Origin of the sequence: Mangrovibacter yixingensis, assembly GCF_020523985.1 — a bacterium.
Taxonomy (GTDB): domain Bacteria; phylum Pseudomonadota; class Gammaproteobacteria; order Enterobacterales; family Enterobacteriaceae; genus Mangrovibacter; species Mangrovibacter yixingensis.
The window spans coordinates 1,943,343-1,968,305 of sequence record NZ_JAIVKM010000001.1; the positions used below are offsets into that span (position 1 = coordinate 1,943,343).

Sequence of the window (24,963 nt, forward strand, 5' to 3'; positions counted from 1 at the left end):
GGTAATAATAACGAAACCAATAATACGCCAGAGCCATACGTAAATATTATCAATCCGTGCGTCATCTCTCAGTTTGAAATAGTTCAACATTATTTTTATCAATGTGTGCGAACATTCTAAATGATTGTTTACTTAACCTGACACAGAATGATAAATCTGTCTTCGCGAAATAATCGCAAAGCACAATTCGTGTTATTTTCTGGTTCTTTTGTAATCAGCGGATATGTGCACCCCGGATATTTATTAAATAGGCCAATAAGGGTTTGAATAGTGGTACATACCGCTATCTTCTCACCTGTTTATTGCGGTTCGGGAAAAATACATCAAATAAAACAGTGGCAATAATCAGAGGATTGAATATGAAACGTAAGGTTCTGGGCGTACTGCTCACCAGCCTGATTGCAGCGCAAGCAGCACATGCAGCTGAAATTTATAATAAAGACGGCAATAAACTGGACCTGGATGGCTTCGTTGAAGGTATGCGTTATATCTCTAATGACAATTCGCAAGATGGCGACCAAAGCTATATGCGTCTTGGCATTAAAGGTGAAACTCAAATCAATGACCAACTGACGGGTTATGGCCGTTGGCAGATGCAGGCAAATGCCAATACTTCTGAAGACCAGCACGACCAAATGTTTACGCGTTTCGCGTTCGCGGGTTTGAAATTTGGCGATTACGGCTCTCTGGATTACGGCCGTAATGAAGGTGTGCTGTACGATACGCTGTCTTACACCGATATGCAGCCAGAGTTCGATGGCATGACCTATAACTCTGACCAGTTCATGTTCCACCGTGGTAATGGCCTGCTGACCTACCGCAATAATGACTTCTTCGGTCTGGTTGACGGCCTGAACTTTGCCATGCAGTACCAGGGTAAAAATGGCGGCGCTGGCGAACCGGGTGCCCGTGACGTACTGCGCCAGAACGGTGACGGCTATGGTATGTCCCTGAGCTATGATATTGGCGCGGGTGTTAGCGTAGCAGGTTCATTCTTCTCCTCTGACCGCACTAACGACCAGAACAACGCCGCTGTAATGGGTAATGGCGACCGTGCAGAAGCCTATGCAGCCGCCCTGCGTTATGAAGCTAATGGCGCTTACCTGGCTGTGATGTACACCCAGGCATACAATGCATCCCGCTTCGGTTCTTCCGATGACGATGTCTACGGTTATGCTAACAAATCCCAGATCTTTGAAGCCTATGCCGGTTACACCTTCGACTTCGGTTTAACGCCGTTCGTTGCTTATAACCAGACTCGTGCCTCTAAACTGGGCTCATCTACTGGCACCAATGGCGTTTCTTATGGCAAACAGGATTTGATCAAGTTTGTTGACCTGGGCGCAAGCTATGCATTCAACAAAAACATGAATGCCTTTGTTGATTATAAAATCAACATGATTGACGACAGCGATTTCTCCCGCGCTGCAGGTGTCAGCACCAGCGATGTGGTTGCAATGGGCCTGGTTTACCAGTTCTAAGCAACATACTGCGTAACGTTATCTCCTGATTCAGGAGAAATAATGCCTCCGGCACCGGAGGCATTATTTATATCTGCACAATTTATATCTGCACTATTTACATCTGCACAATTTATATCCGCACATTACACTTCGGTTAATTACCCCATACCTGCACTACTACCGGCTTAACCACGGCTCGTTATTTCTACGCAAATTAGTTCCACGCAACTTATTTCCGCGCAAGCATTATTACCCATAGTTACGTTTTTGTGGTTGTATTTCAGTAAATATTGCCCGGCCTAAAGCACCATAAGAAATGCGGTTTACCCTGGCCGCAACCCTGTTGATTTCAAGCACAACTATAAGCGCAACTAATGTACAAAAACGACTGAACACCCAAGAGCTGCTGGAATTAACGGCCCGGTGTGGTTCAGTAAAACCTGCCATTGGGGTATTTATACATACCTTTTATTACTCAAATGCTGTACAGCGGTTTCCCGAATAACTTTGCTTAATGCGCTAAAAAAACAGGCAGCACCAGAACGGCGCTGCCTGTTAGTTTTATAACTTTCACTTTATAACGTTAACTTTATAACGTTAGTTTTATAACAACAGTTATCAGAAATAGCGGGTCAGGTTTAACAGGAAGCCTTTGTCCTGTGCGCCGTCTTCACGCCAGTGGAACGCATTTGCACCGATGTCCAGGTTGCCCTGCCGGTAGTTCGTGCCCGCCGTGGCCTGGCTGTTCACCCCGCCACCGCGTTTGCCGTCTTCCACCCGGAACTGCTGCCCCGACGCACCTGCCAGGCTTGCCGTGCGGCCCTGGCGGCTGAACGCCAGGTTCGGCCCCGCTTCCAGGTGGGCATGGGCACCCCAGCCACTCTCGCCCGCCCAGTTCAGGCGCAGGCCCGTTACCGCATCCACCGCCGTTTCGGTGTAACGGCTCATGCTCAGGTTGAAATCACCCGCGCCGCGCTCCTGCATCCCGCCTGTCATCTGGTGGCGTACGGCCACCCCGGCGAACGGTTTCACACTCAGGCTGTCGCCCAGGTTCAGGGTTTTCGCCCCTTCACTGCGCAGCGCCAGTTGCTGAATGTGTACGTCACTGCGCGCACTGTTGCGCACCCCTTCAAAGCGGATGTCGCGGCGGCTGTCCAGCTGGTGGCGGTCGTAACGCAGGCTGTTGTGCCAGCCCAGGCCGTCGCCCAGGCTCAGGTGGTGGCCCAGCCCGAAGAACTGGCTGTAACCGCCGGTCAGCCCGTTATCCCCGGCGCGGCTCATGGCGTTACCGCCACTGCCGGAAAGCCGTGCCATGCCGTAGTGCGCTTCCAGTTCACCAAAGCCGCTGTCAAAGCGCTGGCCCACCGCCACCATGTCGTAGGTCACTTTGTTGGCCATTTCGGCCCGTTTGTCGCCTTTTGCCACCACGTTAAACGACAGGCCGCTGTCGGTGGCCACCGGGGATTCGGCCGCCAGCCGGGTGAAGCGCTGGCCCAGAATACGCGCTTCTTTGTTCAGGCCCGTGGCCTGGACACCGGACACCTGTTTCAGCGCCCGGTCCAGCTCCGCAGAGGTGGACACGTTCAGGCTGCTGTACAGGCTGTTGCTGGTGTAGCCGTTATCCAGCGCCGCTGCCACGCCCGCCACGCGCTGGTCACTGATGACCGCCACGTAGTCGTTTTTGGTCATGGTCACGTCCACGTTGCCGTCGGCGTTGTTATACCCCTGTGCGTTCCACACCACGGTCTGTGAACCGATGTTCTCTGCCCCGCTGATGCTGTTGCCGGTGAAGACATTGCTGAAGGTGACTTCCTTCGCCGCCGTGCCCGCCGTAAACCCGGCGCTGATGGTCACCGTGCTGTCGATATGCAGGTTGTTGCCCCCCAGTTTCCCCGCCGTGCCGTCAGCATTAGTACCGATAACATAGTTGTTGACCAGGCTGGCACCGTTTTCAGTGGGTGCGGTGGGCACAGTCGGTTCCGAAATGGAGGGTGGGTTGGTCGGGTTGGGAACAGAAAGGTCATTGCCATTCCCCCGGCCGTCATCCTCACTGTCTTTGATAATGCCACCACCGGTTCCGTGGAGCACCACGCTGCCGTTATTGAAGAGGATTGAGTCACTGCTGGTCTTTTCAAATGCCCAGGAGTTGTCTGCCCAGACATTAATCACCCCGTTTGCGGTGTTGTTGACAATGTTGACGGCACCCGGAGCCTGAATACCCACCAGGCCTTCACCGTTGGTGCCGTCTTCCCGGCCTGCCTGAGTCCCCACGTTTATCACCCCGTCGTTCACCACGCGGGTGGTGTACCCACCGGTGCCGGTACGGATAGCCACCGCACCGTCGCCCTTCACGGTCACTTCACCGGCATTGTGGAAGTTGTAGGGGCGGCTCAGGTTAACCAGCGCGGCCAGCGGGCTTTCACCGTAAATCCGCCCGCCTTCCAGGTTATAAATCCAGCCACCATTACTGGTGGCGTTTCCACCGGAAGTGCTGATGGCGCTGTACCCGCCGGTGGCAATCATTTCACCGCTGTTATACAGGTACACATCCGCCGCGGAGCGGGTGCTGTTCCACAGGGCGTTGACTTCCCCACTGACTGCCGGGCCGATGTTGGTTATCAGCCCTTCGTTCCAGGTGGTCAGGTTTTTTATCACCGCACTGCCCGGCTCTGTGCCAGTGACCGTGCCGCGGTTCACAAACTGACTTAAGTTGGTCATGCCTGACAGACGGGCGTTTATTGTGGCACCCTCATGGTTGACCAGTACACTGTTGATGTGTAATTCCTGCGCACTGTCAAAAGTGGCATCGCCATAATTCGCGGTATCCTGCTGAAGAAGCCAGGGCCGGGTCTCACCGCTCCAGCTACCGGTTTCACCCTCTGCGGTCAGTACCGGGGTGGTGAGAATCACATAATCAGATTCACTGGTAGAGGCGCCCCAGTTCGGGTCGCCGTTATTTATCGGGCTGCCGTAAAAGTTCACCGTGCCAAAGTTAAACACCTGACCGTTGCCAGAGGTGTAAAATGCCTGGCCGATATCGGTGTTAATGTTAATCACCCCGGTGGTGTCGTTAATGGCAACACCACTGCCGATGGCCGCCATGGCATACAGGCCATCTGTGCTATCGTTATCCACCGTCAGGGTGATGGTCCCCTGGTTCAGGGCCGTACCGTTATTCGCCACCATCCCCATTCCGGCGTTATGCACCCGGATTTCACCACCGGCCGCATTCACGGCCTGTGCATTATTCCCGTTCGCCAGCATCGCCGTGCCACGGCGGAAGTTCTGCGCGGTCAGCTGCAGGCCGGTTTCGGTTAACAGGTTGCCGTCTTCATCCAGGCCGTTCGACATGCTGTTCAGGGTTATCAGGCCATTATTGACAGCCAGGCTGTTATCCCCCACCGCCACACCGTGGGCGCCCTGGCCGCTGACCTGCACGGTACCGTCATTGATAAATGAGGAATTATTCAACACCGCCACGCCATACAGGCCTGTCCGGCCACCAATATATCCCCCATCCTCAGAATAAATATTGGTACTTCGTGAATCCAACACCGAGACAATATCCAGCAGACTGTCGGCCATGTTATGCATCAATGATGATTGGAGGTGTACAAACGAACTGATATAATACTCTTCGTTGTCCTTATCTGGCCGGAAACGCAGTGTGCCATAATTATACAGGCTGGAGCCCCCGGCAAGCGCCAGTCCCCTGATTCGTCCCATCTCGAAAGCCAGCTCACCGTGGTTATCCATCTGCGCACCATTACTCAGAGAGAACACAGATAAATAAGTATCAAATGTATTCGCAACTGTTTTGTTGGCAGAGGTGAAATTGAAGGTAAAATCCTTATCCAGGATTAACCGGTTGCCTGCCCCATTTATATACACATAATGCATGGTACGGTTATAGGGCGCAGCGCCATCATGCAGATAACTGGACTCCCCGCTCAGTGTCACCGTGTTGCCGGTGCCGGTTACCTGCAGGCCGTACTGATTATGCTGCCTTGAGGTCAACGAGGAGTCGGTACTTTCCGCCCGGTAGTCCACATTCAGGCCGCCGTTTATCAGAATATGGTTACCACTCCCCGACACCTGCACCCCGGTCTGGGTGGTACTGCCATGGGGCTGGGTGCTGGCCAGGCCCTGGTAGCTAAGATTCACCGCACCGCTGATGGTCACCTGGTTGTTATCCCCCTGCACCGCCAGCCCTGTCTGGTCCGGCCGGGTGCCGGCCAGGGTCATGGCCACATCCGTCAGGTTCAGGTTACCGCTGACCACCAGCGTGCCGTTATGCCCGGTGATTTTCACCCCGTCTGCCGCCTCACGCTTCTCACCGGCATCCACCGTAATGCTGCCGCCCAGGTTCACGTTAAAGCCGTCACCTTCCAGCGCCATCCCCAGGCCGTTGCCGGAAATATGCATGTCACCCTGGTTGCTGAAATGCGCGCCGGAGCCGGTCACCACCAGCCCGGTGCTGCCATCACCCTGCACGGTGATGTTGCCCTGGTTTTCCAGGGCGGCGTTGTTGCCATCCACCTGTACCCCGGTGGCCCCGCCGGTTACCCACAGGTCACCGCCCAGTTGCACATCGCTGTTGTCCCCGGTAATGGCAATCCCGGTAGAGCCTTCGCCGCTGACACTGGTTTCCCCGGTGTTGGTCACACTGGCGTTATCGCCGCTAATCTGAGTGCCGGTGCCGCCGCCGGTTACGTTGTTGTTACCGTTGTTACTGACAGTGGCACCGTTGCCGTTCACTTCCAGCCCCACCGAGCCTTCACCGCTGACACTGGTTTCCCCGGTGTTGGTAACGCTGGCGTTATCGCCGCTAATCTGGGTACCGGTGCCGCCACCGGCTACCGTGCTGTTGCCTTCGTTGCTCACGGTGGCGTTGTCGCCGTTCACGCTCACCCCGGTGCTGCCACCGCTCACATTATTGTTGCCGTTGTTGGTAACAGTGGCATCGTTGCCGTTCACTTCCAGCCCCACCGAGCCTTCACCACTGGCATTGATGTCGCCCTCATTGGTGGTGCTGGTGTTGTTGCCGTCCACCACTGTGCCTTTACCGCCTTCGGTGACGTCCGTGTTGCCTTCCAGGGTGTTGTCGGTGTTGTTGCCGGTGACCAGGTTGCCGATTTCCCCTTCCCCGGCGCTGGTGTTACCTTCCAGGGTATTTTCCTGGTTATCCCCGTCCAGCTGGTTGCCAATTTCCCATTTATCGTAGTCGCCTCCATCACCACCGTCACCGCCATCGTTACGGTCTCTGCCACCGCCACCATTGCCACTGCTGCCGCCCGCCGCAATGGCAATGGTCGCGGCCAGGGCGGCGGCACCGCCCCCGGCTAACAGGGTGGTCTGGTCGGTCATCCAGCCGGGCAGTTCACTCCCGGAAGCCTGTGCGGGGGTGTCTTCTTCGGGCAACTGGCACTGCTCCGGCAGGGCGGCCAGCTCTTCGCGGGTGAGCAGGCTCAGGTCTGCCGGGCATTCCACGGCATCCGCCGGAACTGTGCCTGTAAGGGGTGGGGTTTGTGCCATCGCCTGGCCGTTCAGCGCCAGGGAAATGCACACTGAAAGTGCACTCAGTGTTGCGGTTTTGTTTTTCATCAAACTGTCCTTAATTTGTGGGCCGCGGGCCAAAAACCACAGCCGGGAATACCCCGGCGTCCAGGTTCTTGAATACGGCCGAAAAACACAAAAATTAAGGGGGCAGGAAAATGAGGCGGGAAAGCAACGATCAATACTCAAAAATTGATCGCCATAAACAATCAATTGATATTAAGAAATTGATCGTCACAAACGATCAAGCCCTTAATAATAAAAAATAATCCCCTTTTATTTCATGGTGATATTAAAAAATACATTAACTCTTTACAAGAACAGATATAAGAAGTGCAGAGAGTGGCGAGACAAACAATAATAATAATTAAAAAATGCCAGAGAGCAGCCTGCCGGGTACCAGAGAAGATTAAAGCGGGTACAACCCTACCACCAACAGCCCAGTCGTTCCGCCAGCGGTAAGACATCTTCATAGCCACCCCTAATATCACTCTGTAGGAAAATTATTCTTGTGAGTGATACTGGTGTTTTTTCCGCCATGAACCCGGTGGCATATGGTATTTACGGGAAAACGTGCGGGTAAAAGACTGCTGGGAATCAAACCCATAACGGAATGAAACCTCCAGAATAGATTGCTCCGGGTCTTTTAAATCTTTTGCAGCGTACTCAAGTTTTTTGTCGCGAATATAGCTGGCAAGCGTCTGGCTTGTTTCCTGGTGAAACAGGCGCTGCAAATGCCAGCGAGAATACCCTGCCCGCCGGGCTACATCATCAATCTTTAATGGTTTTTCTATATTCTCATCAATCCAAGACATAATCAGATGAATAACATCATGTTGAAGCGCCATTATACCCGCCATCATTATTCAGGAAGTTAAAATGAAGCGCAGCCTGAGACCTTTCACCTGAATAACAGCAAAATGTACCCTTTAGGCTCACTCCCTAATCAAAAAAACAATAAAGCACAAAAAGTAAAAAATAGTACCAATTGGAATATCTTAGCATAACGGTAAAAGTGGATTACCCCTTGCTAAAGCAATAATGTTATGCATAAAACTCATCAATACGGTTATTAATCATTTACCTTACACGCCACAATTCGTTAAAGCCTGGTGACTTAACCCTGCCCCTTGCGGCAGGCAGCCAACAGAATATTTCTGTGTACCACAATGGAGAAATACAGGTTGTCAATCAGTGCGATTAAACGTTAATTACCACTTCTTTTATCTTTTTATGCTTTATGGTCAAAAAGCTGAACACAGGCATAGATTAAACAGGTGAAGAATAGAATGTAATTGGCAATATGTGGTGTGAAAAACCATTGTTCTCATTTACCTGGATTGCAGGTAACAACTCAGCAGTAATTTACCGTTAAAAAGTATAAACAGGCTATTCGCAGTTGAACAACGCCCAATTCTGCGAAAACTTTGCCTGATTCTGCAAAAGTGCCAAAATCCACAAACCCAATAAGGCTGAAAGAGGCTACCGGGAATATGTGTGGTGAAGCGTTATGCGGTGAAGAGTTGTGTTGCGAAGAGTTGTGTTGTGAAGCTTTATGTTATGAATAATGGGGCGTAAAACGCGCCGGGCTATTTACACCCGGCACGCCCAAATACACGCAGGCTAAAACGCAACCACCTGCCTGTTTTGCTTAACGGTCAGAATGCTTCGTTGGCTTCCATTGCCGTTTTATTTTCACGCAACAGTGACCAAAGAATCACCGCACCAATAACGTCGAAAATAGACAGTACAGCAAACAATGGGCTGAAACCGAGCGTATCGGCCAGCGCGCCGACAACCAGGGCAAACAGCGTGCTGGCAGTCCATGCCGCCATCCCGGTGAAGCCATTTGCAGTTGCTACTTCGTTAGGGTCAAACATATCTGATGACAGTGTAATCAGCGCACCAGATAAAGACTGGTGAGCAAAACCCCCAACGCACAGCAACCCAATCGCTACCATCGGGCTACCAAACAACCCCACCATACCCGGCAGAATCATCAATGCCGCGCCCAGGGTAACCACCAGTTTGCGGGACACAATCAGGTTAACACCGAACATCCGCTGGAAAATACCCGGCATATAGCCACCGAGAATACAGCCCATATCGGCAAATAGCATGGGGATCCAGGCAAACATCGCAATGTCTTTTAAATCGAACCCATAGTTACGCACCATGAAGAGCGGGATCCACGCATTGAAAGTCCCCCAGGCTGGCTCAGCCAGGAAACGGGGTAACGCAATTGCCCAGAATTTACGCTGGCGCAGCAATACACCTACACGCACTTTCTGTTTCGGGCGTGGAGCAGGTTGCCCGGCAGTAATATAGTCCAGTTCCGTTTTGCTTAGCCGTTTTGTTTTTCCTGGGCGGTTATAGACCAGGAACCAGCCTATCGCCCAAACCACGCTCATACAGCCCACCAGAATAAACGCCAGCCGCCAGCTATGAATAAAAATAGCCCAGGCCACCAGGGGTGGTGCAATTAATGCCCCCATGGAAGAACCAACATTAAAGTAGCCCACTGCCACAGAGCGCTCTTTTTCCGGGAACCATTCGGTCACCGCTTTCAAGCCTGCCGGGATCATAGCGCTTTCAGCAAAGCCCCCCATCCCACGGGCAAACGCCAGACCTTTCCAGCCACCCGCAAAAGATGCCCCAATACAAAAAAGCCCCCATAACAGGCCGAAAACTGCATAACCTGCCTTGGTGCCAAGGGTATCGAGTATAAAGCCGGAAATGGGTTGAGCTATGGTGTAACAAGCTGAAAAGAAAGCAACAATATAGGAATACTGCTGGGTTGTGATATGCAACTGGCTTTGTAACGTGGGTGCTGCTGAAGCAATGGTGTTACGAGTGAGATAACAGAGGATAGTGCCTAACGTCACTAACCCTACCATGAACCAGCGCATACGGCCTGGATTGCGCATAATGAATCCCCTGGATTAAAAGAATAAAACCTGCCTGCGGGTAAAACAGCGCCAGACAGACTGATAACGCCAGAGGAGAAAAATTGTAGCCAAACCGAAGTGAGTAAAGAGAGGCTTTTTTATCGTTATTTGTAATTATAAAGTGAGATTTGTCTCACAAATTGAATGTAATAATGCGACAACATGAAACGTTGTTTTTGATTTATATCAACAGCGGTTCTGTATCGCTGCATGGCAACTTCTTTAATGTGATCACCATCACAAATAAAGCCAAGTTAAGTGAAAGTTTGTTTCAGCAAGAAAACCAATCAATGAACTGGCATCCCCGCAACCAGAAAAGAACACACATGAAAAAAAGCCCGTTTTGTTATAGCGCCAGGCCAGAGCTGGCTTTATGGTAAGAAAGGTCCGACAACCAATAAAACAGGTAAAGCGATGCGAATTCTTGTGGTAGGAGCCGGAGCAACTGGCGGGTATTTTGGCGCACGTATGGCACTGGCAGGCCGGGATGTTACTTTTTTAGTCCGTGAAAAACGCCAGGCACAATTACAGAAAACGGGGCTAATGCTGAAAAGCCCGTTTGGCGATGTCACACTGGAACCCAAGCTGGTTACAGCCCAACAACTGACCGGGAGCTGGGATGTTATTTTGCTGACCGTCAAAAGTTTTGCTCTGGAACAGGCAATGTCAGATATTGCGCCAGCCGTGGGCAAAGACACGTTGATTATCCCCATTCTTAATGGCATGCGGCACATTGAAACGTTGCAAGCGCGTTTTGGCAAACATGCGGTAATTGGCGGCTTGTGTAAAATCCATGCCACGTTGGGCGAACAAGGTGAAATTATCCAGCTATCGCGCTTGCATACCCTGTTTTATGGTGACTTGCAGGGCGACAACAGCGAACGCCTGCAGCAACTGGATAGCCAACTGAAAGATTGCGGGTTCGATACCGTGTTTTCTGAAGCGATTCAGAGTGATTTATGGGAAAAATGGCTGTTACTCAGCACACTGGGTGCCGTTACCTGCCTCGCCCGTGGCAATACTCAACAAATTGTTCATGCGCCTGGCGGGCGTGAATTTATTGAATCTGTGTTTAGCGAAGTGCTGTCTGTGCTTGATGCCTGTGGCTACCAACACCGGGAAAAAGTGATTACGGGAACCCGGGAATTTCTGACTAACCCAGATACCGCGCTGACATCTTCAATGTACCGTGATTTAACCCATGGCTTTTCTATTGAAGCAGAACAGATCATTGGTGACCTTGTGCGCCGCGCCGCACAACATGGTGTGGTTACGCCGTTGCTTAATGCCGTGAATGTAAATCTGAACGTTTACCTGCAAAACCGCGCATAATCCCCCCATGACTCTACCGTTACCTCCTGACAAAATTGTCAGGTTCACGTCAGCGAGGTGACGGTAAAACCAGGTTACAATAGCCTGTTTTAATTCCCCAGGTGAATGGCATGCGTCTGCTTCTCGTTGAAGATGAGGAAAAAACCTCGTCGTATATTAGCCGGGCTCTGAGTGAGCTGAGTTTTTCTGTTGATATCGCTCGCGACGGCGTGGAAGGGCTGTACCTGGCATTGCAGTATGAATACGATGCCATCGTGCTCGATGTCATGCTGCCAGGCCAGGACGGTTACTCTGTGCTGGAAGGGTTGCGTGCCAGTAAACAAACCCCGGTACTGATGTTATCGGCCCGGAGTTCAGTAGACGAGCGGGTGCGCGGTTTGCGTTGCGGTGCTGACGATTACCTGCCAAAACCCTTTTCACTGATAGAACTGGTTGCCCGTATACAGGCGTTAATCCGCCGCCGTGGCAGTGATAACACCGATCCCACCCATATCAGCATTGATGATCTGCATATTGATCTTATCTCGCGCAAAGTGTCCCGCAGTAATGAGCGTATCGATCTCACGGCAAAAGAATTTGCGCTGCTGAGCCTGCTGGCCCGCCACCAGGGCGAGATTCTGTCCAAACTGATGATTGCAGAACAGGTCTGGGATATGAATTTCGACAGCGATGCCAATGTAGTGGAAGTCGCTATTAAGCGCCTGCGTAATAAAATTGATACCCCTTACACAGTAAAACTGCTGCACACCGTGCGTGGTATGGGTTATGTACTGGAAAACCGAACTGCGGCAACCCCATCATGATACCGAACCTGAAACAAAGCTCTATTTCCGGGCGGCTTACGCTGTTGTTTGTGGTACTGATGGTGATAATTTTGCTCGCCACAGCTCTGTTTTTGCGTACTACCTTGTTCGCCTCACTCAAAAACCAAATGCACAATGAGCTGGCGTTTCGTAATTCGCTGGTCTCGCCGTTTATGGAGCGGGAAGGCACGGCACACTTGTGGGATCATATTGAGCACAAACTCACCACATTGATGGAAAACGAAGGCGGGAAAGTTCAATACCTGGTGCTCAGTGATGATCCGCTCTATGCATTTGGCGGTGAAATGGAAAAAGCTGTTGCCGCACAAAATCCCCCTGATGGTTATTCCAGTATCTACCTGCATAACAAGAGTTGCCCGTATTACATGCTGGTAAAAACCATACCTGCACTGGGTGAACGCCCACCGCTGAAATTTGTTGTCTCAATAGATTCAACTGCGTATTACAACACTTATACCGAGTTCACCGAAGCCCTTATCTTCATTTCCCTGGCCGGGCTGGTACTGGTTGCGGGCCTGAGTTATGCGGTGTCTCGTTATGGGTTAAAACCGGCAAGGCAGATGAGTGAACAGGCGAACCAACTGGCTCCGGGTAATGTCGGGCAGCGTCTTAACACCGCCTGCCTGCCCGATGAGCTACGCACACTGGCTCAGGCATTCAACGGGGTACTTGAGCGCCAGGAGAAAGCCTGGCAGCAATTGGACAGCTTTAATGCCGATGTTGCCCATGAATTGCGCACCCCGCTGACCAACCTGATTGGCCAAACCCAACTGGGGTTGTCCCGTCAGCGTGATATTCACGAACTGGAAGATTTGCTGGAATCCAACCTGGAAGAGCTGGCGCGAATGACATCCATTATTAATGACATGTTATTCCTTTCTCATGCAGAAGCCGGGCAGCGGGCAATTGAGTTAACAGATATCTCACTCCAGGAAGAAGCCGTAAAAACGGCGGAGTATGTGGAACCTTCGTTGCTGGAGCGTGAACTGGTCGTCACTATTGGTGGTGATGTGCGTGCCTGTGTAGACCGCCGCCTGTTCCACCGCGCGCTGGCTAATTTGCTGGAAAATGGTGCGCGCCATGCAAGCCCTGGCAGCGCCATTGGTGTCAGCTTGTCTCAGAAAGGTGAATTCGCCAAAGTTGCCGTGTCAAACCAGGGCGACCCCATTACTCCCGAGCATTTGTCCAGGTTGTTTGAACGCTTCTACCGCGTGGACGCGGCGCGTAATGGCAGTAATATGCACCATGGGCTGGGCCTGGCGATTGTTAAAGCTGTCGCGCTGATGCATGAGGGCACAGCCTTTGCCTACAGCTACCAGGGCGTCAACACGTTTGGGTTTACCTTGCGCCTGAATAACCCTCAACCACAACCTCACGGAGAACCAGTGCAAACAACGGTTGCTCCGCTGGATGATGGTACCGCCACCATCTGATTCACCAGTAATATTCACTAGTAATAGTGTGCAATTACGTCAGCTAAACACCATCCAGGGCAAATGTTGCAGAGTAAAATCGGCATGTGCCCTTGCTAAATCAATGCGCAGGTATTGGCGCACTTTCTGCAACCCGTTCAAGGTAATGAAACCCAGAAAAATAAATTCCGGGCAATAAAAAGCTGGCCAGTAATAACTTACTTTGGCCAGCCAAATAACAACACAACACAATCACCAATAAGAGTATTAGTGACAGAGTCTCAGAGCGAGCATTAAAACAACACAAGAAAAGTCTTATTTATATAATTCAGCCACACCGAAATACTGGTTATCGCCACCTGCGGAGATAATTTTAAAGCTGGACGCACCTGCTGCCTGCGCCTTTTCCTGCAGAGTTTGGGTAACATCGGCCAGTGTCTGCTGGCCGCTGGTACTGACTACGCCATCAGCCGTGCGCCCCTGGCCAGAAGCTACTTCCTGAGCGGCAATTGAACTAAAACTGACAGCAGCCAGTGCCAAAATACCAGGTACCAGAATATGTTTTTTCATTGTTCCACCTTTTCAACTGAAAGATAAAAAATAAGCTTAACGAAAAGAATTTACGCCTTTCGATAAGCTTATTTTACGTTTAATTTGCTGACTATTGAGTGACAGGAAAATAACAATTTAGTCAGCTACAATGATTTACATTCTTGCATTTGATTTACGAAATGCCCTGGGAGACTGATTAAATACACGCGAGAACACGCGAGTAAATGTTTGCTGGGAATCGAACCCATAACGGTCTGAAATAAAGCATACTGAATAACGGGTATTCTTTAATTCTTCCGCGGCCAACGCCAGCTTGCGGTTACGGATATAACTGCCTAAGGTTTCTGCCGTGACATCCTGAAATACCCGTTGCAAATGCCACTTCGAATAGCCTGCTTTATGGGCAACATCTTCTATCTTGATCGGTTCGTGGACATGCACTTCAATCCACTCTTTCAGTGCCTCTACAAGGGCAACATGTTTTTCTACAATTTTTTGCATAGTGAATGTTCCCGTCTTGTCCGAAGGCAAAGCCTCCGTATCCATTATTTCTGGTACCGCACAGGCGCGGCACACCCGCAGCTCAATAAAATCGACAGGGTTCACTATAAGAGGTGCTCGCTGACCTCAACATGACACCAAAATAACATTTTTGTCAGGAAACAGTTCTTTACACAGGAAATGCCGAGCAATCCCCTGTCATCAGACACGGAATTGCCGGGAAATTGGCAAAATCAGGCAGGCTTGCAGGCAGAAACAATCAACATCATGGGGCGACGCAGTTCATCCTGCATCCCCGGTACATCAGCCAATAATTGTGCAGAAGGTTGCGGTTCTCGCAGGCCGTTCACTTGCAGTTGTAACGCTAATAATGGTGCCAGCCAGTCTGTTAACGTACGGTGGTATTTAATAACACGCTCACCCAGAAAACAGGTTTCCCGACGGCCGGAGGAAAAATAGTGGTCAACAGGCCAGTGAAGCGGCTTTCCTTCGCCATCACAATACCAGGCTTGTGGGCCTTGAGCGGTAAAAATGGGGTGTTCCACGCTAAATAGAAAAGTACCACCGGGCTTCAGTGCCTGAGCCACTTTACGGCACAGCGATGGCCAGTCAGCCACATAGTGAAACGCCAGTGAACTTAGCACCACATCATACCCTTCAGGCTCAGGGTGATAATCTTCCATCGCTACTTGTTGCCAGCCAATACGGTCAGCACCGGGTACTTGCTGCGCCCGCGCCAGCATTTTTGCCGAAATATCCACGCCTGTTACCGCCGCCGCCCCCTGAGACTGGGCGTAAAAGCAGTGCCAGCCATAGCCACAGCCTAAATCCAGCACTCGCTTACCCGCTAATGGGGGCAACATGGCCTGAAATGCTGGCCACTCTCCTGCCGCATTTAACCCTTCAACAGAGCGCGCCATCTGCGCGTATTTGCCAAAAAAAGCGGGGTCATCGTACTTATTCTGTTTCATCTGCTTAACCTTCCCTGATGTTTGTCGCTTACTATGCAATGCGCAGTTTAACGATATCCTTCGTTAGCGTCCTGGCGTTTTTAGCGCAACTGCGCCCCGGTGCCAGCAAATGGCAAACCAGGGCGCAATGCTATAGATAACAGAAACCCAATTATTGAGTGAAACCAGGAATAAAACGGTTTACGTCCACTTCCATAAACTGGCTGCGCTGGAAATTGGCTTTCAGCGCCCAGGGCACCCTGAAGCATTTTGTGCAATCGGCATGTTTGCAGGTACAGAAGGAAAATCAGGCGAAAAAAGCTGCCCAACCGGGCAGCAAGGGGAATAAGTGAGCCTGAGTCAGTCGCGGCTCACTACAAATTACAACACATCATTCTGTCATCAGCCCTTGCCAAGGGCTTTATCAAATTCAGCCCAGCAAGAGGTTAAATCCACCACACGGTGGGTTTTACGGGCTTCATCAATTTTGATTGCAGTCAGCCCTGCTTCAAGGGCATCTACCACAGATACCTTAAGCGGCGTGCCTTGTTTCAGGTGGCGCACCACTTCTTCGGCCATTAGCGCATCGGCACCGTAGTGGCCGTCGTATGCGCTACCATCATAGGTTTTGTCAGTCAGTGCTGCGCGGGTACGGGCGTTGTGGACCCGAAAGTAGTTACGCACAAAATCCCCTTCCGCCTGGCCATCGGTGCCCATTACACAAAAACGGCGAAACTCATCTGGCACATTAAGGTTGGCGTGAAAGGCCATTGTGGCACCACCGGCATACTCCACAATTGCCGTCTGGTAATCGACAATATCTGCATCGCTGTCAAACACATGCTCCGTGCTGGACCAGCCACTGGGTTTTTCATGGTACACCGCGGAATCCGCCGTCACCTCGCCCACCGGGGTATGCTGCGGAGTAAAAGATTTACGCCCGCCGAAACTGGCGACCCGCACCGGGCGTTCGCCCACCAGCCCCTGGTAGAGGTCAATATCATGGCAGCACTTTTCAAGAATATAGGGCCCGGCATAGCGCTCAAAGCGCCGCCAGTCGCGCATAAAGAATGCCCCGTGGAAAGGCGGAATGTGCTCGGTGGCTTCAATGGAGGTAATTTCCCCCAACTCACCAGCCTCTTTGGCTGCCACCAGATCCTGGTATAACGGTGAGTAACGCAGCACCAGGCCAACAATCACTTTGTCTTTACCGTAACGGGCAATCAGCTTCGCCAGCGCCATACTCTGGGCCTCACTGGTCACTACCGGTTTTTCAGTAAACACGGTGTAACCCGCGGCAAGCCCCGCTTCAATATGCTCAAGGTGCATAAAGTTCGGCGAACCGACCATCAACAGATCAAACCCGCCAGCCGCCAGCATCTCATCCAGTGATGCAAACGCCTTACCAGGAGAAATACCGAAGGTTTCCAGGTTCGGTAAACCGGCCGGAGCCGGGTCGACATACCCTGTTATGGTGAATTCCGGGTCGGCTTTCTTAAACTCTTTTGCCACATGCGACAGACGAAAACCTAACCCGACAATGCCTACTTTCATGTTCAACCCTGCCTGCTCAAGAAATATGTCTGATACTCAGAATCTGGTCATCTGGCGGTTTCTTGCTACCAAAATGAGCCAGAACCAGCTCACGGGATGGCGCACTGTTTTCTGCTGCGCCGTTGTTTAATTTTACACCGCCAACTTATTACGCCAGAAAAACTAAAGTCAACAACCAAAAAACAACCAAATTTTCGATAATTTTTATCTTATTGTTTTTAAATGGAAAAATAAAAATCACTGTTACATATTTATTTGTTATTGCGATTTAAGTTTTTTTCTCCTATCTTTTCGCTCAGAATCAGGTCTGTTGTGGCGACAAGCCAGCACTGATCAACAGGAGAATGGCATTGCAAACAAGGTATTTCATTGGTGTTGATGGTGGCGGTACACAGTGCCGAACCCGGTTAACCAACCAGAATGGTGATGTTCTGGCAGCCTGTACCGGTGGCCCGGCCAATATCTGGAGCCAGTTCGATAACGCCATGAAGCAAGTCTGCCAGTTGCTGGATGAAACCCTTCACGCCGCCGGGCTGAGCACTTGTGACGCTGGGCAAACCCACGTTGTGTTGGGCCTTGCCGGGGGGAATATTTCTCGTGTACGCGCGCAGGCGCAAGCCTGGCCCCACGCGTATGCTTCATGGCAGGTATTTTCTGATGTCGAAATTGCCTGCCCTGGCGCGCACAATGGGCAACCGGGCGCGGTATTAATAACCGGCACCGGGAGCCAGGGTGCTGTCTGGAGCGGGCAGGCGTTCCGCTGCGTGGGTGGCTGGGGAATGGCGCTTTCGGACCAGGGCTCTGGCGCATGGCTGGGGCAGCGGGCATTACGCCTGGCGCTGAAAGCCCATGAAAACTTAGTGGAGCACACTCCGTTAACCCGCGCATTAATGGCGCACTTTGGGCACGAACCCGAAACCTTACTGGCCTGGTCAGTACAGGCGACACCCGCACAATGGGGGCAATTTGCACCACAGATCTTCCAGGCTGCCAGCGAACAAGACAGCAACGGAGTTATTCTGGTGGCTGCTTGCGCACAAGAAATTAGCGAACTGATTAACAACCTCAGCCAAAATGGGCGCTACCCGGTAGCCATGCTTGGCGGCCTTGCTCTGCCCATTTACCCCTGGCTAAGTGCTGATGTACAAGCCATGCTGGTTACGGCTGAAGGAGATGCACTAAGTGGTGCACTACGCCTTGCCCGCCTTTGTGCCTGAGTATGGTTTTAAGGCAGGCTTTTTTCAGGTGCCGTGTAATATGGCCGCCAGCTTACTGACTTCCTGGTTAATGTAACGATGATGACTGCACCTTCCATCACTACCCGCATTTTACGGCTGATTGTGGAGCTTTCCCCCGTCAGCCAGTCTGATTTGAAAGTACGCAGTGGGCTGAGTATGTCCACCGTGTCCCAGGCAACCAACCGCCTGCTTGACCGGGGTATTATTCAGGAACTGGGGCTGCGCCGTGTTTCCATGGGGCGGCCGAAAACATTGTTAGGGCTTAACCCGGATTACGCCAATGTGGTTGGTATCCAGCTCAATGCTGAGCGCAACCTGATTGTTATGACAGACCTTGCCGGTAACCTGGTGGGCGAACAGCAGATGCCATCAGGTGAACTTACACCACGCCAGTTAGGCGATGCGCTGGCTAAATTTCTTAAAACCACAGGCGAAAGGCATGTTGGTGCCATTGGCCTGGCGCTTTCTGGCCTGGTAGATGCACAAAGTGGCTACTGTGTGCGCTCCACCGTTCTGAACTGGGATAATGAACCGGTTGTGGAACAACTGCAGGCCCGCTTTCAACTGCCGGTGTTTATTGAAAACGATGCTAACGCCATGGCACTGGCGGCACAGGTTTTCGGCCAGTTAGGCCAGTCGCGCACTGCGATTGTCGCCACTTATGGCAAAGGCATTGGGGCGGGAATAATCCTTGACCGCCAGTTATACCGTGGCCGCCATGGTACTGCCGGGGAAATTGGCAATGCTTTCTTAACCGATGGCAGCGGGCGCACGCTGGAAGATGCGGCTTCGTCAAAAGCGATTCTGCGGGCGCTGGCTGAAACCGGGGCAACGCACCTGGCCGCCCTTGATGAACGCCCTTCCCCACAAACTCTGGAAGTCTTGCGTGAAGCAGGCGAGCACCTGGGTAGCGCGCTGGCAAACCTGGCAGTAGCGTTAGACCCGGATGTGGTTTACCTGGCAATGGAGCCGCAAATGGCCTCGCGGATTTTGCTCGACCAGGTGACCCAAAGCTTCCACACTTACCGGTTGAAACTCACCCCACAACTCACCCCGTTGCAATTCTTAACTGAATCCAACCGGATGTGGGCACTGGGTGCGGCGGGGCTCGCCGTTGACCGGCTGATAGATGTGCTTTCTGTAGAAGCTGAAACCGAGCGTAATGACAACTAACCCGCCTGCTGGCGGGTTCAGATTGATGAAAAAGAAGGGTAAAACCTGGGTTTGCCCTTTTATTTCGTTAGCAGCCGAAAATCAATAACCTGATTTCCCTGTTTTTTGTTTATTGACCCGGCCCGTTACTACGCAACCTACTACGCAACCTTAGCGTAACCGCAACCCGTTTTCACGGAACAGCAGCAGGTTGGGCTGTGACAGTGCCAGGCGCATTTCCTGGCGCGTTTCAACGTTGTCGCCGTCACGCAGCTCAACCACCAGCATCTCTTCCCGGCCAATATCCAGGTAAACATAATTGGTGTGCCCCAGCTTCTCTACCCAGGAAACTGGCGCGGTGAATTGCGTGGTGCCTTCACCATTACAGACGATGTGTTCCGGGCGCACGCCCAGCCACAGTGTTTCCCCTTCTTCCACCGCTTCTGCCACCGGGCACACCAGGTTTTCCAGCGACAAATCCGCCACCCGCAATTGCACTTCGCCCGGTTTTGTCGCGGTAACCGTGGCGGGCAACACATTGATTTTAGGCGAGCCAATAAACCCGGCAACAAACAGATTATCGGGGTTGTGGTAAATCTCAAGGGGCGCACCGGTCTGCTCAATTTGCCCTTGGCGCAGCACCACAATGCGGTCTGCCAGGGTCATTGCTTCCAGTTGGTCGTGGGTGACATAAATCATGGTGTTACCCAGTGCTTCATGCAGCCGGGCAATCTCAATGCGCATTTTCAGGCGCAATTCTGCATCCAGGTTGGATAGCGGCTCATCAAACAAGAAGATGGAAGGTTCACGGATAATGGCCCGGCCAATCGCCACACGCTGGCGCTGGCCGCCAGAAAGCGCACGCGGCAGCCGCCCCAGGTAATCTGTCAGGTGCAGTTTTGCCGCCACCTCATCCACTTTACGGTTGATTTCCGCTTTCGGCCGTTTCGCCATCTCCAGCGGATAAGCCAGGTTATCCCGCACCGACATATTGGGGTAGAGTGCATAAGACTGGAAGACCATAGCAATGCCCCGTTCAGAGGCAGACTGACGCGTCATATCCGCACCTGATATCAGCAATTGCCCTTCTGTTATCTCTTCCAGCCCGGCTATCATGCGCAGCAATGTGGACTTCCCGCACCCCGATGGGCCAACAAATACCACAAACTCACCACTGTTGATGGTGAGATCCAGACCAGGGATAACAGTGACCTGATCCCAGCGTTTTTTCACACTTTTCAGTTCCAGACTGGCCATTTCCGCTCCCCTTACAACACCTGACCCATATAAATGGCATTGCGGCGGAAAATATGCCGGAAGCCCATTTTTTCATAGAACGCGCATACACCTTCGTTTTGCAGGCTGACGCCAAGATGTACCCCCGGCACGCCCGCATCGCGCAGTGCCGCCAGTTGGCGGGTTATCATCCGCCGCCCCCAACCGCCCTGCTGTGCAACCGGCAACAGGTTAATATGCAGGTGCGCGGGCCAGCGGCCTGTCAGCTCTTCACTGGCATTACCCGGTGCCCGAATCTGCCCCAGCACTTTCATATCCAGTGGTGCTTCACTGGCGCGTTGTGCATAGCGCGCTTGCAATACCGGCCACCAGCTTTCAGCCAGGCGGGCTTCAAACGCTGCGGTATCTGGCGTGGCGACTACATAACCCACCACCTCACCGGACATTTCCAGAACAAATGCGAAATCGGGTTCAAACTCGGCATAAGGCAGGACATACAGCAAACCGGGGTAATCGCCATCACTATATAAATCAGTGGCATCTTTCCCGGCATTCGCTGTTTCAAGGCAAATACGGCTTAACGCGGCGCGGTCTTCGGGGCGCGCCGGACGAATAATATCGGTGGATTCAGACATCATGAAGCGCTCGCTGGTTATTGGCGGATTATGCCAGGGTAATTAAATCGCACTTTTTTTTCAAGATAGAATAATTACCACCATGGTTATTTTAAGCCGTAGAACATATCACCAAAATTGCCAGTAAGAGCTTCCCCTTATATTTCGCATGCTATAGCTATGCTGGGGATATTGATTTTACTCATATTATTCACAGGCTCTTTACCACGGCGCTTAAAACAGACATAAAACATAGGAAATAATTATGTTATCTCATTGACTGTAAAGGATATTATTTTTAACAACAGAATCACCTCAAAACACAAATGTTACCCAGCCATATTACGGGTATTACTTACAGACAGTAGTTTTATATGCTGAACACCCTCTCCAAAATTGGTTTTTCTGTGACAGAGATAACGTAATACCTGTGTTAAAAATGCCGTTTGACTTTATTTTTTATATAAAGTAAGTGTAGTACATGATGCAATTTTCAGCATCGTGTCACGCTGCGCACGGGAAGTGCCAAAAGCAATAATGCACGGAGGCGGGCCTTGTTTGGTGTCCAGAAGAGGTTTGATTCATGCGTCATTCACATCAGGTTCGTTTTACCCGCAAGACACGTATCGCTTTACTCGCGGCACTCACCTGTAGCGTGCTTTCCACGCAATTACATGCACAAACACTGACTATCAGTGCCTGGGATATATATAACTACCCAGAACAGAGCGCGGTAATTAATAAAGCCATTAAAGATTTCACCGCCGCCAACCCAGGTATTCACATCAACCGCTCCATTCACGCCTTTGAAGACACCCGTATTCCACTGAAACTGGCGCTCTCTTCGGGCGATGGCCCACAAGTGGCCCAGGTAAACCAGGGCGGCGGAGATATGGGCGCACTGGTCAAAGAAAAATTACTGGTGCCAATGGACAGTTACGCCACCACATACCAATGGACCACACGTTTTCCAGATTCTATTCTCAAACGCAACCGCTGGTCTGAAAAGCAGGATTTCGGTAGTGGGCATTTGTATGGCGTAGCAAGCCTTGGGGAAATGGTCGGCCTGTATTACAACAAAGCGCTGCTGGATAAAGCCGGTATTCCAGTACCAAAAACTATGGAAGAGTTCGAACAGGCGCTGGCAAAACTCAAGCAACAGGGTACTGCCGGGTTAATGCTGGGTTTGCTGGATGGTAATGCCGGGCAGCAAATGCTGAGTACATTATGGGAAGACCAGATTGACAGCAGCGAGCGCAAAACCCTCGATAACCTGATTTATGATGAGGGCGGCAGCTTTAAAGACGCGAAACTGGAAAAAGCCGCGCAGTTAATGCAGAAGTGGAACCATGACGGCTATTTCTTCCCAGGCTTCCAGGGCATTGGGCACGATGATGCCGCAACCTTGTTCCAGAACGGCCAGGCCGCATTTTTTATCAGCGGAACCTGGTACATGGGCCAGTTTAAAGCCAATAAAGACATTCATTTTGCCGCACTGCCTGCATTCCCTGGGGTGAAAAAACCGTTGATGGTGGGCGGTACCGACTTACCCTTCTCCATTACCAGCACCGCAAAAACCAAAGCCCAGCAGGATGCCGCCGCAAAATACATTAACTACATAGTTTCCGACAAAGTGGCGAATGACTGGCTGCAAGCCGGGTTCCTGCCCGCCTCTTCTTCTGCTTCCGCCACGCTGCCCAAAGACAACCCGTTGCTGAGCGATGTTTATAAAGTGTGGGTGACCGTGAACCAGAATGACGCGCTGGGCCACTACCTGGACTGGGCAACGCCCACCATGCTTACCACTCTCAACCAGAATGTGCAGTTACTGATGGCTGATAAAATCACGCCGCAACAACTGGCTGAAAATGCAGATAAGGATTACCAAAAATACCTGAGTTCCTTAAAACACTAACAGCACGAGGTGTGGAAACAGCATCATGCTCAATCGTTCACGTTTACGTAATGCACTGTATCTTTTGCCTGCGCTGTTGGTGTACAGCATTTTTCTGCTGTTCCCGTTGATGGCTTCTTTGGGGATTGCTTTCACCGAATGGGATGGCAGCACCCGCCCGTTATTCATTGGGCTTGGCAATTTTGTGCAGATCTTCCGCGACCATGAGTTCTGGACTGCGGTAGGTAACAATGTGGTGTTGATGCTGTTCTACACGTTATTGCCGGTGAGCCTTGGGCTGGCCTTGTGCAGTTTTTTGAACGAACTACGCCGCCCGCGTGAACTAACGGTACTGCGTTTTCTGTTTTTCCTGCCATACATTATGCCCATGGCAGTTCTGGGTGTGGTTTGGCGCTGGTTGTATAACCCGGCTTTCGGGCCGATTAACCAGTTTTTACGCGCCATTGGCCTGCCGAACCTGGCGTTGGCCTGGCTGGGTGATTTCACCTGGGCGCTGCCAGCAACAGGAATGGTCGCCGTATGGTACTTCTTCGGTTTTTGCCTGATTTTGTTTATGTCCGGTATTCAGCGCATGGACCCATCGATTCATGAAGCCGCCGCGCTGGATGGTTCGTCCCGCTGGCAAAAATTCCGCCGGATTACCCTGCCGGGGTTGCGCCCGGAAATTAAAATAGCGTTGATCCTCACCGTTATCGCCAGCCTGAAAGCCTTTGACCTGGTGTATGTGATGACCCAGGGTGGGCCTGGGACATCAACCCTGGTGACCAATATGTATATGTACCAGCAGGGTTTCGACCTGCGCCACTTTGGCTATGCCTCGGCTGTCGCCATCGTCAGCCTGTTTATTGTCTTTGCCATTAATGGCGCACTGCACTTTGCTATACGGGAGCCGAAATCATGATAAACCGCACGCCTCTGCTCTCCCGCGCATTGTTGTGGTGCCTGGCGCTAATTACCATTGCCCCATTTTTAATGGCGTTTCTCACTTCATTTAAAACCCAAATGGAACTCTTCCAGGGCGTATTTGCCCTGCCCCACACCTTCAGCCTGGCCAATTACCTGTCGGCCTGGGAAGACGGGCACTTCCGGGTCTATTTTATGAACTCGGTACTGGTGGTGTTCCCGGTGGTGATACTGAGCATCTTCTTGGGGATTTTATCGGGCTTTGGCTTTGCTTTTTTGCGGGTACCGGGCAAAACCCTGTTCGCCCTGTTGATGGCGCTGGGGATGGTGCTGCCCTCAGAATCTTTTATTATTCCGCTATACCATGAATTACGCTGGATGGGGCTGACCAACACCTATCTGGCGCTGATCCTGCCACAGGTAGCGTTATCCATTCCGTTTACCACGCTGATGGTCGCCACTGCATTACAACAGGTACCGAAAGAGTTAATTGAAGCCGCGGTGATGGACAACACCCCGCGCTGGCGTTTGCTGTGGAAAATTCTGGTACCGGCCATTTGGCCCACACTTTCTACGCTGGCGCTGCTATTGTTTATTTGGACCTGGAACGAATTTTTAATTCCGCTCATTTTGGTTAATCAGGAAGATTTACGGACCCTGCCGATTGGGATGATGTTTTTCCAGAACAAGAACACCATTAACATTCCAGTACTGATGGCAGGCGCGATGATTGTCATTCTGCCGTTAGTGGCTGTGTTTCTGGTGTTCCAGCGCAAATTCATTAGCGGCGTAACACAAGGCGCGGTGAAATAA

Annotated in this window: 19 protein-coding genes; 10 read left to right on the top strand and 9 right to left on the bottom strand. The window is 51.6% G+C overall.

Going from position 1 to position 24,963, the window contains the following annotated elements:
* Positions 1-359: 359 nt before the first annotated feature.
* A complete protein-coding gene (gene ompC / locus LC084_RS09035) occupies positions 360-1,481 on the top strand; it encodes a porin OmpC (RefSeq protein WP_226570820.1) in 1,122 nt (373 codons plus the stop codon).
* Between the two features lie 600 nt (positions 1,482-2,081).
* Here the strand turns inward: ompC and LC084_RS09040 are convergent.
* From LC084_RS09040 to LC084_RS09050, 3 genes are all read right to left on the bottom strand, one after another.
* Positions 2,082-7,067, bottom strand: a complete 4,986-nt coding sequence (locus LC084_RS09040) for an autotransporter outer membrane beta-barrel domain-containing protein (protein ID WP_226570821.1) — start codon at positions 7,065-7,067, stop codon at positions 2,082-2,084.
* A gap of 455 nt (positions 7,068-7,522) precedes the next feature.
* Positions 7,523-7,867, bottom strand: coding sequence for a helix-turn-helix domain-containing protein (locus tag LC084_RS09045; protein WP_226570822.1), 345 nt, complete (start codon positions 7,865-7,867; stop codon positions 7,523-7,525).
* 810 nt (positions 7,868-8,677) lie between these two features.
* The gene (locus LC084_RS09050) at positions 8,678-9,946 is read right to left on the bottom strand and encodes an MFS transporter (RefSeq protein ID WP_226570823.1); all 1,269 of its coding nucleotides are present in this window, start codon (positions 9,944-9,946) and stop codon (positions 8,678-8,680) included.
* Positions 9,947-10,381: 435 nt separating this feature from the next.
* Between LC084_RS09050 and panE the strand changes: the two genes are divergently transcribed.
* The 3 genes from panE to LC084_RS09065 all read left to right on the top strand — a co-directional run bounded on the left by panE (position 10,382) and on the right by LC084_RS09065 (position 13,556).
* Positions 10,382-11,299 (top strand): 2-dehydropantoate 2-reductase, encoded by a 918-nt coding sequence (panE, locus tag LC084_RS09055; RefSeq protein WP_226570824.1) that lies wholly within the window; start codon positions 10,382-10,384, stop codon positions 11,297-11,299.
* 110 nt (positions 11,300-11,409) lie between these two features.
* Positions 11,410-12,102, top strand: a complete 693-nt coding sequence (locus LC084_RS09060) for a heavy metal response regulator transcription factor (protein ID WP_226570825.1) — start codon at positions 11,410-11,412, stop codon at positions 12,100-12,102.
* The gene (locus LC084_RS09065; protein ID WP_226570826.1) at positions 12,099-13,556 is read left to right on the top strand and encodes a heavy metal sensor histidine kinase; all 1,458 of its coding nucleotides are present in this window, start codon (positions 12,099-12,101) and stop codon (positions 13,554-13,556) included. The genes LC084_RS09060 and LC084_RS09065 overlap by 4 nt, the downstream gene beginning before the upstream one ends.
* A gap of 294 nt (positions 13,557-13,850) precedes the next feature.
* On the opposite strand, the gene LC084_RS09070 is transcribed toward LC084_RS09065, so the two are convergent.
* The 3 genes from LC084_RS09070 to LC084_RS09080 all read right to left on the bottom strand — a co-directional run bounded on the left by LC084_RS09070 (position 13,851) and on the right by LC084_RS09080 (position 15,559).
* A complete protein-coding gene (locus tag LC084_RS09070) occupies positions 13,851-14,105 on the bottom strand; it encodes a YdgH/BhsA/McbA-like domain containing protein (RefSeq protein WP_036112283.1) in 255 nt (84 codons plus the stop codon).
* A gap of 135 nt (positions 14,106-14,240) precedes the next feature.
* Entirely contained in the window at positions 14,241-14,588 is a 348-nt protein-coding gene (locus tag LC084_RS09075; protein WP_226570827.1) for a helix-turn-helix domain-containing protein, read from the bottom strand.
* Positions 14,589-14,821: 233 nt separating this feature from the next.
* The gene (locus tag LC084_RS09080) at positions 14,822-15,559 is read right to left on the bottom strand and encodes a class I SAM-dependent methyltransferase (RefSeq protein ID WP_226570828.1); all 738 of its coding nucleotides are present in this window, start codon (positions 15,557-15,559) and stop codon (positions 14,822-14,824) included.
* Positions 15,560-15,713: 154 nt separating this feature from the next.
* On the opposite strand from LC084_RS09080, the gene LC084_RS09085 reads away from it, so the two are divergent.
* Positions 15,714-15,887: a hypothetical protein gene (locus tag LC084_RS09085; protein ID WP_226570829.1), complete on the top strand. Its 174-nt coding sequence runs from the start codon at positions 15,714-15,716 to the stop codon at positions 15,885-15,887.
* Between the two features lie 53 nt (positions 15,888-15,940).
* On the opposite strand, the gene LC084_RS09090 is transcribed toward LC084_RS09085, so the two are convergent.
* Positions 15,941-17,092, bottom strand: a complete 1,152-nt coding sequence (locus LC084_RS09090) for a Gfo/Idh/MocA family protein (RefSeq protein ID WP_226570830.1) — start codon at positions 17,090-17,092, stop codon at positions 15,941-15,943.
* Positions 17,093-17,442: 350 nt separating this feature from the next.
* Between LC084_RS09090 and LC084_RS09095 the strand changes: the two genes are divergently transcribed.
* Both LC084_RS09095 and LC084_RS09100 read left to right on the top strand, forming a co-directional pair.
* Positions 17,443-18,309 (top strand): BadF/BadG/BcrA/BcrD ATPase family protein, encoded by an 867-nt coding sequence (locus LC084_RS09095; RefSeq protein ID WP_226570831.1) that lies wholly within the window; start codon positions 17,443-17,445, stop codon positions 18,307-18,309.
* A gap of 81 nt (positions 18,310-18,390) precedes the next feature.
* A complete protein-coding gene (locus tag LC084_RS09100) occupies positions 18,391-19,503 on the top strand; it encodes an ROK family transcriptional regulator (protein WP_226571188.1) in 1,113 nt (370 codons plus the stop codon).
* Between the two features lie 150 nt (positions 19,504-19,653).
* On the opposite strand, the gene LC084_RS09105 is transcribed toward LC084_RS09100, so the two are convergent.
* A complete protein-coding gene (locus LC084_RS09105) occupies positions 19,654-20,739 on the bottom strand; it encodes an ABC transporter ATP-binding protein (RefSeq protein WP_226570832.1) in 1,086 nt (361 codons plus the stop codon).
* A gap of 11 nt (positions 20,740-20,750) precedes the next feature.
* The gene (locus tag LC084_RS09110; RefSeq protein WP_226570833.1) at positions 20,751-21,356 is read right to left on the bottom strand and encodes a GNAT family N-acetyltransferase; all 606 of its coding nucleotides are present in this window, start codon (positions 21,354-21,356) and stop codon (positions 20,751-20,753) included.
* Between the two features lie 559 nt (positions 21,357-21,915).
* Here LC084_RS09110 and LC084_RS09115 point away from each other — a divergent pair.
* Genes LC084_RS09115 through LC084_RS09125 form a run of 3 tightly spaced genes read left to right on the top strand, consistent with a single transcriptional unit; the run spans position 21,916 to position 24,963 of the window.
* Entirely contained in the window at positions 21,916-23,247 is a 1,332-nt protein-coding gene (locus LC084_RS09115; protein ID WP_226570834.1) for an extracellular solute-binding protein, read from the top strand.
* A gap of 25 nt (positions 23,248-23,272) precedes the next feature.
* Positions 23,273-24,148: a carbohydrate ABC transporter permease gene (locus LC084_RS09120; RefSeq protein WP_226570835.1), complete on the top strand. Its 876-nt coding sequence runs from the start codon at positions 23,273-23,275 to the stop codon at positions 24,146-24,148.
* Positions 24,145-24,963 carry a carbohydrate ABC transporter permease gene (locus tag LC084_RS09125; RefSeq protein ID WP_226570836.1) on the top strand — a complete coding sequence of 273 codons (819 nt, stop codon included), beginning with the start codon at positions 24,145-24,147 and terminating at the stop codon, positions 24,961-24,963. The genes LC084_RS09120 and LC084_RS09125 overlap by 4 nt, the downstream gene beginning before the upstream one ends.

What these genes read in the sequence shown, in the direction of transcription:
- ompC (WP_226570820.1), top strand. Translation starts at nt 360, where the DNA reads ATGAAACGTAAGGTTCTGGGCGTACTGCTCACCAGCCTGATTGCAGCG.
- LC084_RS09125 (WP_226570836.1), top strand. Translation starts at nt 24,145, where the DNA reads ATGATAAACCGCACGCCTCTGCTCTCCCGCGCATTGTTGTGGTGCCTG.
- LC084_RS09045 (WP_226570822.1), bottom strand. Translation starts at nt 7,867, where the DNA reads ATGGCGCTTCAACATGATGTTATTCATCTGATTATGTCTTGGATTGAT.
- LC084_RS09060 (WP_226570825.1), top strand. Translation starts at nt 11,410, where the DNA reads ATGCGTCTGCTTCTCGTTGAAGATGAGGAAAAAACCTCGTCGTATATT.
- LC084_RS09065 (WP_226570826.1), top strand. Translation starts at nt 12,099, where the DNA reads ATGATACCGAACCTGAAACAAAGCTCTATTTCCGGGCGGCTTACGCTG.
- LC084_RS09050 (WP_226570823.1), bottom strand. Translation starts at nt 9,946, where the DNA reads ATGCGCAATCCAGGCCGTATGCGCTGGTTCATGGTAGGGTTAGTGACG.
- LC084_RS09115 (WP_226570834.1), top strand. Translation starts at nt 21,916, where the DNA reads ATGCGTCATTCACATCAGGTTCGTTTTACCCGCAAGACACGTATCGCT.
- LC084_RS09090 (WP_226570830.1), bottom strand. Translation starts at nt 17,092, where the DNA reads ATGAAAGTAGGCATTGTCGGGTTAGGTTTTCGTCTGTCGCATGTGGCA.
- LC084_RS09075 (WP_226570827.1), bottom strand. Translation starts at nt 14,588, where the DNA reads ATGCAAAAAATTGTAGAAAAACATGTTGCCCTTGTAGAGGCACTGAAA.
- LC084_RS09120 (WP_226570835.1), top strand. Translation starts at nt 23,273, where the DNA reads ATGCTCAATCGTTCACGTTTACGTAATGCACTGTATCTTTTGCCTGCG.
- LC084_RS09070 (WP_036112283.1), bottom strand. Translation starts at nt 14,105, where the DNA reads ATGAAAAAACATATTCTGGTACCTGGTATTTTGGCACTGGCTGCTGTC.
- LC084_RS09110 (WP_226570833.1), bottom strand. Translation starts at nt 21,356, where the DNA reads ATGATGTCTGAATCCACCGATATTATTCGTCCGGCGCGCCCCGAAGAC.
- LC084_RS09080 (WP_226570828.1), bottom strand. Translation starts at nt 15,559, where the DNA reads ATGAAACAGAATAAGTACGATGACCCCGCTTTTTTTGGCAAATACGCG.
- LC084_RS09040 (WP_226570821.1), bottom strand. Translation starts at nt 7,067, where the DNA reads ATGAAAAACAAAACCGCAACACTGAGTGCACTTTCAGTGTGCATTTCC.
- LC084_RS09105 (WP_226570832.1), bottom strand. Translation starts at nt 20,739, where the DNA reads ATGGCCAGTCTGGAACTGAAAAGTGTGAAAAAACGCTGGGATCAGGTC.
- LC084_RS09100 (WP_226571188.1), top strand. Translation starts at nt 18,391, where the DNA reads ATGACTGCACCTTCCATCACTACCCGCATTTTACGGCTGATTGTGGAG.
- panE (WP_226570824.1), top strand. Translation starts at nt 10,382, where the DNA reads ATGCGAATTCTTGTGGTAGGAGCCGGAGCAACTGGCGGGTATTTTGGC.